General features: G+C 70.1%; 9 protein-coding genes and 2 pseudogenes. 8 read left to right on the top strand and 3 right to left on the bottom strand.

Translation table 11 applies throughout. The annotated features are described in order from the left end of the window. Positions 1-3 precede the first annotated feature (3 nt). The 3 genes from LRS10_RS00255 (at position 4) to LRS10_RS00245 (ending at position 3,323) form a co-directional block, all read left to right on the top strand. The gene (locus LRS10_RS00255; protein ID WP_257835491.1) at positions 4-684 is read left to right on the top strand and encodes an SDR family NAD(P)-dependent oxidoreductase; all 681 of its coding nucleotides are present in this window, start codon (positions 4-6) and stop codon (positions 682-684) included. Positions 685-769: 85 nt separating this feature from the next. Then, positions 770-2,509 (top strand): TonB-dependent receptor, encoded by a 1,740-nt coding sequence (locus tag LRS10_RS00250; protein WP_257835490.1) that lies wholly within the window; start codon positions 770-772, stop codon positions 2,507-2,509. Then, positions 2,412-3,323, top strand: coding sequence for a TonB-dependent receptor (locus tag LRS10_RS00245; protein WP_257835489.1), 912 nt, complete (start codon positions 2,412-2,414; stop codon positions 3,321-3,323). The genes LRS10_RS00250 and LRS10_RS00245 overlap by 98 nt, the downstream gene beginning before the upstream one ends. 39 nt (positions 3,324-3,362) lie before the next feature. Here the strand turns inward: LRS10_RS00245 and LRS10_RS00240 are convergent. Next, a pseudogene (locus tag LRS10_RS00240) lies at positions 3,363-4,716 on the bottom strand (sorbosone dehydrogenase family protein). A 92-nt stretch (positions 4,717-4,808) separates the two neighbouring features. Between LRS10_RS00240 and LRS10_RS00235 the strand changes: the two are divergent. Together LRS10_RS00235 and LRS10_RS00230 are read left to right on the top strand one after the other, a co-directional pair. Next, entirely contained in the window at positions 4,809-5,975 is a 1,167-nt protein-coding gene (locus LRS10_RS00235) for an acyl-CoA dehydrogenase family protein (protein WP_257835488.1), read from the top strand. Further along, the gene (locus tag LRS10_RS00230) at positions 5,976-7,049 is read left to right on the top strand and encodes an acyl-CoA dehydrogenase family protein (RefSeq protein WP_257835487.1); all 1,074 of its coding nucleotides are present in this window, start codon (positions 5,976-5,978) and stop codon (positions 7,047-7,049) included. It abuts the gene before it with no gap. On the opposite strand, the gene LRS10_RS00225 is transcribed toward LRS10_RS00230, so the two are convergent. Both LRS10_RS00225 and LRS10_RS00220 read right to left on the bottom strand, forming a co-directional pair. Beyond that, the gene (locus LRS10_RS00225) at positions 7,046-8,530 is read right to left on the bottom strand and encodes an amidase (RefSeq protein ID WP_257835486.1); all 1,485 of its coding nucleotides are present in this window, start codon (positions 8,528-8,530) and stop codon (positions 7,046-7,048) included. The genes LRS10_RS00230 and LRS10_RS00225 overlap by 4 nt on opposite strands. 65 nt (positions 8,531-8,595) lie before the next feature. Further along, positions 8,596-8,784 (bottom strand): DUF3008 family protein, encoded by a 189-nt coding sequence (locus tag LRS10_RS00220; RefSeq protein ID WP_257835485.1) that lies wholly within the window; start codon positions 8,782-8,784, stop codon positions 8,596-8,598. Between the two features lie 96 nt (positions 8,785-8,880). On the opposite strand from LRS10_RS00220, the gene LRS10_RS00215 reads away from it, so the two are divergent. From LRS10_RS00215 to LRS10_RS00205, 3 genes and pseudogenes are all read left to right on the top strand, one after another. Next, on the top strand, positions 8,881-9,681 hold the full coding sequence (locus tag LRS10_RS00215) for a potassium channel family protein (protein ID WP_257835484.1): 801 nt from the start codon (positions 8,881-8,883) through the stop codon (positions 9,679-9,681). Positions 9,682-9,748: 67 nt separating this feature from the next. Further along, positions 9,749-10,832 (top strand): annotated as a pseudogene (locus LRS10_RS00210) (substrate-binding domain-containing protein). Positions 10,833-11,117: 285 nt separating this feature from the next. Next, positions 11,118-12,116 carry a LacI family DNA-binding transcriptional regulator gene (locus LRS10_RS00205; protein ID WP_257835483.1) on the top strand — a complete coding sequence of 333 codons (999 nt, stop codon included), beginning with the start codon at positions 11,118-11,120 and terminating at the stop codon, positions 12,114-12,116. Positions 12,117-12,178: the final 62 nt, after the last annotated feature.

Genomic DNA, 12,178 nt, shown 5'->3' with positions numbered 1-12,178 from the left:
ATCATGGCCGACCGCATCATCGCAATTACGGGCGCCGCCGGCGTCCCGGGCTCCGCCGTAGCGCACGCTGCGGCGGAGCTTCCGTATCAGCTCGCGCTCATCGACTATGCCGCCGACTTCGCCGGTCCGTCCGGAGCGTTCGTGCAGAGCAGCGTGGATCTCACGGACGCAGCGCAGGCCGGGGCCGCCGTGGACGCCGTGGCCGACCGACTGGGCGGCCTCGACGTGCTGCTCAACATCGCCGGCGGTTTCCGCTGGGAGACGATAGAGGGCGGATCCGACGACACCTGGCCGGACCTCTACCGGCTGAACGTGCTGACGGCCGCCAACGCCAGCCGCGCGGCGATACCGCACCTGAAGCGCAGCGCCGCGGGTCGGATCGTCAACGTCGGCTCGGCCGCGGCGCTGAAGGCCGGGTTCGGCATGGGGCCCTACGCGGCCTCGAAGGCCGGGGTGCATGCGCTGACGCAGTCGCTCGCGGAGGAGCTGAAGGCCGAAGGGGTCACCGTCAACGCCGTGCTGCCCTCGATCATCGACACGCCGGCCAACCGCGCAGACATGCCCGACGCCGACGTCTCGGCCTGGGTGGCGCCGAAGGATCTGGCGGCCGTGATCCTGTTCCTGGCGTCGGAGGCGGCGGGCGCGGTGACGGGGGCCCTCCTGCCCGTCACAGGACGCGTGTGACGCCGCGCCGCGCGCGGCTGTCATGACTCCTTATCAAATCCGGCTTACGGCCCCGCTTACGCATGAAGCGTAGGGGATAGTTTTCATGTTCATGTCACGTGCGCGGCTGATGGCCGCCGCGAGCGTCGCCGTGCTGTCGATCGCCGGCGCCGCCCAAGGGCAGGAGGCCGCGGTCGAAGAGATCGTGGTCACCGCCCAGAAGACCCAGCAACAGGCCATCGACGTGCCGATCGCACTGACGGCCTACGGCGCCGAGCGCCTGGAGGCGCTTGGCGTCCAGGACTTCGCCGACCTGTCGCTGTTCACGCCTGGCTTCGAGGTCCAGGACCAATCGCCGAACAACCCGGGTTTCGTGATGCGCGGCATCACCTCGGATTCCACCGACGCCTTCGCCGAGGCCCGCGTCTCGGTGTTCCAGGATGGCGTCTCGATCTCCAAGGCGCAGGGCTCCTACGTCGAACTGTTCGACCTCGAGCGGGTGGAGGTGGCCAAGGGCCCGCAGTCGACGCTCTTCGGCCGCGGCGCGCTGATCGGCGCGGTGAATCTGATCCAGGCCAAGGCCTCGACTCGCGGCTTCGACGGCTACGCCAAGGTCGAGGGCGGCGACTACAGCTACCGGCTGGGCGAGGCGGCGGTGAACGTGCCGCTCGGCGAGCAGGCAGCCGTCCGCCTCGCGGGCCGGATGCGCTATCGCGACGGCTACGTCGACAACGCGCTGGGCGGCGACGCCTTCCAGTCCGTGGACACCAAGGCCGTGCGGGCCAGCGTGAAGCTGGAGCCCACCGAGCGCGTCAGCCTCGACGTGATCGCGAACTTCCAGAAGGACGAGCCGACCGGAACGGCCTTCAAGTCGAACGGCTTCGCGCCGACGAACCCGCAGACCGGCGCCGTGCTGAGCGACCGCCGCCCCCAGTCCGCCGCGGCGCTGGCCGCTCCGGCCGGCTTCCAGGGCGGCAAGAGCCTGGGTATCGACCGCAAGGTCTGGGGCGTCGCCGGCCTGGCCAGCTTCGAGCTCACCGACAGCCTGACGCTGAATTCCATCACCGCCTACCGCGAGTACCACAGCGAGGAGGTGTTCGACCCCGACGGGATTTCGCTGCCCATCCTCTCCGGCCTGAATGACGGCGACGGCGAACAGCTGAGCCAGGAGCTGCGCCTGAACTACGACGCCGGCGGCCGCGTGCGCGGCTTCATCGGCGCGGGCCTGTTCAAGTCCGACGACACTCAGCGCACTCCGATCCAGTTCGACGAGCGCATTGCGCTGGCGACCGTCACGGGGCAGCTGAACGCGGGCGCGGCCGGCTCCGGCCTGCCGGCGACGACGCCGGCTCCTGCGGCGGTGTTCGGCAACACCGCCTTCACCGGCGCGCTGCTGCGCGGCCTCGTGGCGGCCCAGAGCGGCAACCGGCTGATCCTCACGCCGGCCCAGGCCACGGCGATCGCCGCCAATCTGCGCGCCAACCACGTGGAGCAGACGCTGGCGACGTCGGACCTCGACGCCTTCGACGTCTTCGCCGACGTCAGCTTCGACGTGACCGAGCGCCTCGAGGTGTCGGCGGGAATCCGCTTCACCCGGGATGAGAAGACCACCGGCTTCGGCTCCAGCGTCGTCGGCGGGCGCAGCGTGCTGGGCGGGGCGATCGGCGCGGCGCAGCTGGCTGCGAGCGGGACGCCCCAGGGGCTCTCCCAGGCGCAGGCCATCATCGGCGCCCCTGCAGTCCCCGCTCGTGCAGCAAATCCCCGCGGGCCAGCTGCCGCTTTTCGGCCTGACCTTCCAGCCGACGACCAACAACGGCGAGATTTCCGAGCAGGACCTGGAGGATGACGGCGTCACCTGGCGCCTGGTCGGTCGCTACGCGCTGTCGGACGACGCCAACCTCTACGCGTCCTACGCCCGTGGCCGCCGGCCCGAGGTTCTGGCGGCGTCGGGGCCGGCCCAGCCGGGAACCGCCGGCCGCTTCGCCGCGGTCGAGGCCGAGACGGTCGACAGCTATGAGCTCGGAGCCAAGGCGGCGCTCATGAACCGTCGCCTCCGGCTCGACGCCTCGGCGTACCGCTACGACTACGACAACTTCCAGACCGTCGAGCAGCGGGGCACGCTGTTCGTCACCACCAACGCCGGCAAGGCCAAGGCCTACGGCGTGGAGGCCCAGGCCGACCTTGCAGTCACGTCTGACTTCGACCTGCTGGCCACCTACGCCTACAGCCATGCGCGGTTCGAAACGGGGGCCTATGACGGCAACCGCTTCCGCCTGTCGCCCGACCACTCGTTCTCGCTGGCGGCCTCGTACCGCTTCCCGCTGGGCGACGGCGAGTTCGAGATCCGGCCGAGCTACACCTGGCAGTCGAAGGTGTTCTTCGACAACAGCAACGACCGGGCGATCTTCCAGCAGCCGCCGAACGCCTTCGTGGCCGACAACGTTCGGGACGAGTTCCAGAAGGCCTACGGCCTGCTGAACCTGCGTCTGGCGTGGACGTCGAACCGCGCGCCGGTGACGGTGGAGGCCTTCGCCACCAACCTTACCGACGAGGCCTACATCATCGACGCCGGCAACACCGGCGACAATCTGGGCCTGCCCACCTTCATCGCGGGCGCGCCCCGGATGGTCGGCGTCGGCGTCTCCTGGCGCTACCGCTGACCTGGGCTCGGCGGCGGGTTCTCGGGCCTGCCGCCGGTCTCAAGATGGGCTGACCGGCGCAGCCGGCGGTCCGGGGGGTCCGCCCGGGGCGACCCGCCAGACGATCTCGCCCACGTCGTCAGCCACCAGCAGGCCGCCGCGGGCGTCCACGGCCACGCCCGCCGGACGCCCGCGCACCTTGCCGTCGGCGTCGAGGAAACCGGTCAGGAACGCCTGAGGCGGCATCTGCGGCCGTCCCCCCGGCGAAGGGGACGAACACGACCTGATAGCCGTTCAGCGGCTTGCGGTTCCACGAGCCGTGCTGGCCGATGAAGGCGCCGCCCCGGTACGGCGCAGGGAACGCGGCCGCCGTGTAGAAGGCCAGCCCGAGCGAGGCGGTATGCGGCCCAAGGGCGTAGTCCGGGGCGATCGCCGTCGCCACCAGGTCCGGCCGCTGCGGCTTGACCCGTTCGTCCACCCGGCCGCCGTAGTAGCTGTAGGGCCAGCCGTAGAAGCCGCCGTCCCGGACGACGGTCATGTAGTCGGGGACCAGGTCGTTGCCGATCTCGTCCCGCTCGTTGACCGTGGTCCAGAGCGCGCCGGTCACCGGCTCCCACGCCAGGCCGTTGGGATTGCGCAGCCCGCTGGCGAACAGGCGCAGCTTGCCCGTCGCGATGTCGTATTCGTGGATCGCCGCACGCCCGACCTCCTCGTCCATCCCATTCTCGCCGACGTTCGAATTGGAGCCGACGGTGGCGTAGAGCTTCGCGCCGTCGGGGCTGGCGATCAGGCTCTTGGTCCAGTGGTGATTGCGGCCGGCCGGCAGGTCGAACACGCGCTCGCCGGGTCCATCCACGCGGGTCTGGCCTGGCGCATAGGCGAAGCGCACGACGCCGTCGTCGCGGGCGATGTAGAGGGTGCTCCCCACCAGGGCCATGCCGAAGGGCCGCCGGATGCTGGGGGCGAAGACCGTCTTCAGCTCGGCCACGCCGTCGCCGTCCGCATCCCGCAGCAGCATCACCCGATCCGGGCTCTTCGTCTGGGCGCCGCCCGACTTCTTCATCAGCAGGTTCTGGAAGAAGCCGCGCACGCCCTTGGGCGGCTTGGCCTCGGACGAGGACTCGGCGACGAGCACATCGCCGTTCGGCAGCACCAGGAACCAGCGGGGGTGGTCGAAGCCGTCGGCGAAGCGGGTCACCACGAAGCCGGGCGGCGCCGTCGGCGTCTCGCCCGCGGCCCAACCCTTCACCTCGGCGATCTTCACCGTCGGGAGCAGGCTCTTCTGCGGCGCCGGCAGATCGGGCGTCGGGCCGAAGCCCGCCCACGGGTCCGTCGAGCCGGAGCTGGTGGAACAGGCGACCACGGCGCCGCCGAGCGAAGCGACCAGCGCGAGTGCGAGCCAGGGGCGGGTCATGGGCGTCCTCCACTTTTCGCGAGTATAGCTTACGTCGCGGCGCCGTTGCGCGCGGTCGAGAATGGGGCTCCGATCGGGCCACGGAGGAGACCATGGACCTGACGCTGACGCCGGAACTGGAAGCGTTCCGGGACGAGGTGAGGGCGTTCCTCGAGGCGCATCGCTCCGAGTATGAGGCCGGTCAGCCGAAGGACGCTCGGGCCTGGCAGAGGTTGCTGATCGAGAACGGTTACGCGGCCCGCACCATTCCCAAGGCCTACGGGGGCTACGGCGCGGAGCCGGACGTGCTGAAGACCCGGATCATCGCCGAGGCGTTCATCGCCGCGGGCGCCCCCCCGGGGATCGCCAACCAGGGCGTCTCCATGCTGGCGCCGACGCTGCTGGAGGTTGGCTCCGAGGAGCAGAAGACCCGCTGGATCGGCCCGACCCTGCGGGGCGAGGTGGTCTGGTGCCAGGGCTATTCCGAACCGGGGGCGGGCTCGGACCTCGCGGCGCTGCAGACCCGGGCGGTCGAGGACGGCGCCGACTTCGTCATCACGGGCAGCAAGATCTGGACGTCCACGGCGCACCTCGCGGACATGATGTTCTGCCTGGTCCGCACCGAGCCTGAGAAGCCCAAGCACGAGGGCATTTCCTATGTCCTGATCCCGATGGATACGCCGGGCATCGAGGTCCGGCCGCTGAAGACCATGACCGGCGGGGCAGAGTTCAACGAGGTGTTCTTCACCGACGTGCGGGTGCCGCAGGCGAATGTGGTCGGCGGGCGTGGCCGCGGCTGGATCGTGGCCAACACGACGCTGAAGCATGAACGCGGCATGTTGGGGGACCCCAACGCCACCGAGGCGCGGCTGGCCGCACTGATCGAGCTGATGAGGACCGAGACCGTCGACGGCCAGCGGCTCATCGATGATCCGGCCTTGCGGGATCGTCTGATGCAGCTTCAGGCCCGCGTGCTGTCCATGAAGTTCAACGGCCTGCGCGTGATGACCGACGAGACGGCCGGGCTCGCGCGGCTGATCGTCAAGCTGCAGGGCTGCGAACTGAACCACCAGATCGCAGCCCTGGCCATCGACGCCCTGGGGGAGCTCGGCGTGCTCTACCACGACGGCCCGCACCTGCGCGCCGGCGGCCGCTGGCAGTGGAACTACATGTTCGACCTCGGGCTGATCATCGGCGGCGGCACCGCGCAGATCCAAAAGAACATCATCGCCGAGCGGGGCCTGGGCCTGCCGCGCGAGCCGAAGACGGTGGAGGGCTGAATGCGGTTCGCACTCTCGGAGGACCAGGTCCTGCTGCAGGACAGCCTGACGAAGGCCTTGGCGGAACTGGCGCCGCTGGATCGGGTGCGCCGCTTCGCCGATGAGGGCGAGCGCTCGGCGCCGGACATCTGGGCCGGCCTGATCGAGCTCGGCCTGCCGGGACTGCTGATCCCCGAAGAGCATGGGGGGCTGGGTCTTGGGCTCGTCGAGGCGGCCTTGGCGGCCCAGGCGCTGGGGCGCGCCGTGGCGCCGACGCCGTTCCTCGGCTCCGCCGTGCTGGCGCCGCTCGCCTTGATGGCGGCGGGGTCGCGCGAGCAGCAGGCGCGCTGGCTGCCGCGGCTGGCGGCGGGCGCGGTGACGGCCGGCGTCGCCATCCACGAGCCCGTGGCCGGCGCCCGCGACGGCGCAGGCGTCGCCGCCGAGGGCGGCCGGCTGAACGGCCGGACCCTGTTCGCGATCGGCGCCGCCGGCGCCGACTTGCTGATCGTCGCCGACCGGGCGGGCGGATTGCACCTGGCGCAGCAGGCCGAGGCGGTGGAGCCGATGTCCACGATCGATGCGACACGCCGCGTGACCGAGATCATCTTCCGCGACACGCCCGCCGAGCCGCTCGCTTCGAACCGGGCGCTGGAGCGCCTGCGCGACGCGGCCTGGACGATGATCGCCGCCGACACGCTCGGAGCCTGCGAGGCGATGCTCGAGAAGGCCGTGGCCTACGCCAGGGAAAGGCGGCAGTTCGGGCGGGTGATCGGCTCGTTCCAGGCCGTGAAGCACCTTTGCGCGGAGATGGCGGCTGAGATCGAGCCGACCCGCGCGCTGGTCTGGTACGCCGCCTACGCCTTCGATCACGCACCGGACGAGGCGTCGCTGATGGCCGCTCACGCAAAGGCCCACACCAGCGAGATCGGACGCTTCGTGGCGCGAACCGCGACCGAGGTGCACGGCGGCATCGGCATCACCGATCTCCTGGGCCTGCACTACTGGTTCAAGCGCATCGGGCTGAACCGCCAGTTGCTCGGCGGACCCGAACGCGTCCGCGCGATCGCCGCCCAACTTCAGGGGCTGGCGGCCTAGGCGTGCACCGGTGGCGTGCGGCCCGCCCAGGGCCGGGCCGCCTCGAGCTGGTAGGCGAGCTGGAAGAGCAGAGCTTCGTGGCCGACCCGGGCCGCGAATTGGCTGCCCACGGGCAGGCCGGAGGGTGTCCAGTTGAGCGGCACGCTCATCGCCGGCGCCCCCACGACGTTGTGGTAGGTCGTGTAGCCCACGTATTCCGTCAGCCGCGCCACCAGGGCGTCGAACGCGACGTCGGGTCCGAGGAAGCCCAGCGGCGGCGGCGGAGCCGCCAGAACGGGCGACAGGATGACGTCGAACTGGTTGCTGACGAACCAGGGATCGTAGGCCATGGCGGCGGCATGCAGCCGCTGAAGGGCCGCATCCAGCGCGCCCGGCGGCGCCTTCCGGAACATCTCGGCCATGCCCAGGCTGAACGGCTCCAGCATCGTCGCATCCGGACGCCGACCGGCCGCCTTGCCAACCGCGTCCGCCAGCTGGGCCGCGCCGGACGCCCATAGGAGCAGGAAGTCGTCGATAAACTCCGGCCCCGTGGGCCAGCGCGTCTCGACGACGGTGTGGCCGATCGTCTCCAGCAAGGCGACGGTGGCCAGGGTGGCGGTGCGAACCTCGGGCGAGGGCGCGTGTCCCGCCATGCCCTGCATCACCAGGCCGATCCTCAGCTTGCGGCGGATCGGCGTCGAGACGAAGCCGACGGCCGGATGCTGCGCGCCTTCGCCGTTGTCCTCGAGCGAGGCGAACATGGCCGCCGAGTCCCGGACGCTGCGGGTCAGCACATGGTCGACGGACAGATCGCTGATCCGCGTGTCGCCGCGCGAGCCGATCATCCGTCCGCGCGACGGCTTGAGACCGAACAGGCCGCAGCACGAAGCGGGGATGCGGATCGATCCGTCGCCGTCGCTGGCGTGAGCGAAGGGCACGACCCCGGCCGCGACCGCCGCCGCCGCACCGCCCGAGGAGCCGCCGCTGGAACGGCTCGGGTCCCAGGGGTTACGGGTCGGGCCGAAGGCCGCCGGCTCGGTGGTGGGCAGGAAGCCGTATTCCGGCGTCGACGACTTGCCGACGACCACCACGCCCGCGCGCTGCACGAATGCGTCCACCAACGCACCCTGACGGCTGGCGGCCGGGAGCGCGAGCTGGGACCGCGAGCCGGATCGGGTCGGCAGCCCGGCGTAGTCGTCGAGGTCCTTGATCAGGAACGGCACGCCGGGGAAGGGACCCGACGTCGGGTCCTGGGCGGCCTTGGCCAGGGCGCGCTCGAAATCCGACTGGACCAGGAAGTTCAGCTGCGGCTGCAGTCGGAGCGCACGATCGATCGCGGTGGATACCGCATGGTGCGGCGTGAGCGCGCCCGCCCGGATGCGTGCGGCGGTCTCCGTCGCGTCCGGCCAGGCCGAACCTGACGCAGGTGCAGCGGGCACGCTGGCGCAGGCTGCTACGGCCAGCGGCGCTCCGACAAGAGCACGGCGGGTGATCTCAAGCATCGGCTCCCCCTGAAGGAACGTTTGGAAGGAGCTTGGCGCAAGCCAGCGCCGCCGGGAAGATAGCCTCAGCCGCGGGCGGCGTGTTCCGGCTTACCCTTCCGTTTGGTGGAGGCCATCCTCTCGAGCTCCTTCTCGCTCATCGACTCGGCCATCTCCTTCGAGGGACCCTTCAGCTTGCTCTTCGGCGTGTCGCCGCGCTTGGCCGACAGGGCGGCGCCGGCGGCCTTCTGCTGGGCTGCTGATTTGGCGGGCATGGCTTGTCTCGCGGGCTTCGCCGCGCCAGCGTGCGCGGCCATCCGATGAACCCGCGGCGCGGCGCGGGGTTCATGACGATCGACGGGAGAGACGGCTTGGCGGATCCAGCCCTGGAAACGGCGCGACGGCGACTGCCTCGGTTGCGGGTGCGGCTGCGCGAGCTCTACCACGGCTCCTCCCCACGGGCCGTGCGTTTCCGGCTGAGCGTGATCGCGCTCGACTTCGTGCTGATCGCCTTCTTCGTGGCCTCGCCGTTCTTGCGGGAGTACCCCGTGTATCTGGCGATCGACTACCTTGTGGCCTTCGTCCTGGCGCTCGATCTGCTGGCCCGAGCGCTGTCCCACGCCAGCCTCAAGGACTGGATCAAGCGGCCGGCCGTGTGGGTCGACCTGTTCGTCCTCCTGACCCTGCTGTTCCCGCTGTGGCTGTTCAACCTCGCCTTCCTGCGGGTGCTCCGGCTCTGGTCGCTGTTCCACTCCGACTTCTTCTGGGAGACGGTCGGGCGTCGCTACGACGACACGCGATGGGAGGACGTGTTCAAGACAGTCGCCACGCTGGTGACCTTCGTGTTCGTGGCCACGGGGTTCGTCTACGCGAGCTTCGCGCGGGAGCACCCCGGCATCCAGGGCTATCTGGACGCGCTCTACTTCACCATGACGGCGCTGACGACGACGGGCTTCGGCGACATCATCCTGCCCGGCGCCTGGGGCAAGCTGCTCACCATCGTGATTATGGTCAGCGGCATCACCCTGTTCGTACGCCTCGCCCAGACTCTGATCCGTCCGTACAAGGTCCACTTCACATGCCCGTCCTGCGGGCTCATGCGACACGATCCGGACGCCGTTCATTGCAAGGCCTGCGGCGTGCTGTTGAACATCCCCAACGACGAGGCGTAATCGAAGCTTCGCACAATTGTCACAGAGCGGTGTTAGCGCCCGTCTCGCCGCAGACCGGGAGCATGTCATGCGATTCCAGACCCTTACCGCCGTAGCCGTCCTCACGACCGCCGCGGTCGCACTATCCGCCTGCGGACGAACCGAGCAGGCCTCCACGCCGGCGCCAAAGAGTGCGGCCCAGGGCCAGGTGTGGGCCGCCGGCTCCTCCACCGTCTTCCCGTTCGCCACCCGCGTCGCCGAGACCGTGGCGCGCACCACCGGCGGCGCGCCGGCCAAGGTCGAGAGCCTCGGCACCGGCGGCGGCTTCAAGCTGTTCTGCGGCGGCGCCGGGAAGAACTTCCCCGACGTGGCCAACGCCTCGCGCGCCATGAAGAAATCGGAGTGGGACGCCTGCCAGGCCAATGGCGTCACGGACATCATCGAGATCAAGATCGGTTACGACGGGATCGTCATCGCCAACGCCAAGGCCGCGCCGGCTTTCGACATCACCCGCGAGCAGATCTACAGGGCGCTCGCCGCCGAGACGCCGCAGGGCTCGGGCTTCGCGACGAACACCGCCGCTGCCTGGAACAATGTCGCCGCCACCCTGCCGGCCGAGCGCATCGTGGCCTATGGTCCCCCGCCGACGTCCGGCACCCGTGACGCCTTCGTGGAACTCGCCATGGAGAAGGGCGCCGAGAAGGCGCCCGCCATGGCGGCCCTCAAGAAGTCCGACGAAGACGGCTTCAAGGCCCGCGCTCACACCTTGCGCAAGGACGGCGCGTGGATCGACGCCGGCGAGAATGACAACGTCATCGTCCAGACCCTGGAAAAAGACGCCAGGCGCCGTTGGCGTGTTCGGCTACTCGTTCCTGGAGAACAACCTCGACAAGGTGAAGGCGGCCAAGGTCGAAGGGGTCTCGCCGACGCTCGAGACGATCTCGAGCGGTGATTACCCGCTGTCGCGCTCGCTCTACGTCTACGTCAAGAAGGGCAACCTCGGCGTCACGCCGGGCTTGCGGGAGTTCATGGACGCCTTCGTGTCGGAGGCTGCCGTCGGCCGCGGCGGCTACCTGCTGCAGCGCGGCCTGATCCCGCTGCCGGCGGACCAGCTGGCCGCCCAACGCGCCGCGGTGAAGGCGGGTACGACGATGAGCGCGCCCGCGAAGTAGGCCCGCCTGGCGTTCCGATCAGCCCCGCCTGCAAAGGCGGGGCTTTTTCGCGCCTGCAATGAGAGCGCTAGCATTCTCTGCTAGGACTCGGATGACCGCTGTATAGGGGTCAGGCCGAGGCGCCCGCCTTGGCCGTTAAGACGCCCGGGCGGGCGGAGGCGTCAAACCCTCCCCGGCCGTTGGGTTATCGACGGTCCAGTGCGCCAGACAAGGCGTCGTTCGCCGTCCGGAGGATGAATGCCAAGGTCCGCGGGACGCCAGAAAAGCGCGCTCACAATTCATGATGTGGCCCGCCACGCCGGCGTCTCGCCGATGACGGTGTCGCGTGTGATCAACGGCGAGAAGAACGTCCGCGACGCGACGCGCGAGGCGGTGAACGCCGCGATCCGCGACCTCAACTACCAGCCAAACCCCGCGGCGCGGAGTCTGGCGGGGGCGGGCCTGATCCGCATCGGTCTGCTGCATTCGAACGCGCGGTCCGTCCACCTCGGCGAGTTGCTCATAGGCTGCCTCGACCAGTGCAGCCGCAGCAATATCCAGCTGATCGTCGAGCAATGCGACGCGGCGCACGCCGAGGCCGTGGCCGCGCAGCTCGCAAACTCAGCCATCGACGGCGTCATCCTCCCGCCGCCGCTTTGCGACGCGCCTGAAGTCACCCGCGCCCTGGCCGCGAGCCAGATCCCCGTCGTGGTCGTCGCCGCCGGCCGTCCGCCGGCCGACGTCTCGGCTGTTCGCATTGACGACGTCCAGGCCGCTCACGAGATGACGCGCCATCTGGTGGGCCTAGGCCATCGGCGCATCGGCTTCATCAAGGGCCACCCTGACCAGACGGCCAGCGGTCAGCGCCTCGATGGCTACCTTGCCGGCCTCTCGGAGGTTGGCGTTGCGGCCGAGCAGAGCCTGATCCAGCAGGGGGACTCCACCTATCGTTCGGGCCTCGACGCGGCCGCGCGACTGCTGGCCCTGGCTGAGCCGCCGACTGCGATCTTCGCGAGCAACGACGACATGGCCGCTGCAGCGGTCGCCGCCGCTCAGCGCCGCGGCCTGGACGTGCCGCGGGACGTGACCGTCGTGGGCTATGGCGACAGCACACTTGCGACCGCCACCTGGCCCGAACTCACCACCATCCGGCAGCCGATCGGCGACATGTCGCGAGAGGCGGTGACACTGCTGGCCAACGAGATCCGCGCCCGCCGCTCGGGTGATGAGGCTCACCCTCGCCATGCGCTGCAGGCCTTTGCCCTGATCCGTCGAGGGTCGGACGGTCCGCCCAAGCCGCCCTAGGCAGACCTGGTCGAATCCTCCGGCCCCCCGGCCTCGTGTCACGGAGGCGGTCGGCCGCAGGC

This window comes from Phenylobacterium sp. J426 (assembly GCF_024699945.1).
GTDB lineage: Bacteria > Pseudomonadota > Alphaproteobacteria > Caulobacterales > Caulobacteraceae > Phenylobacterium.
Note: the sequence above shows the minus strand (reverse complement) of the source record. Positions and strands in the feature narration are given on the sequence as shown.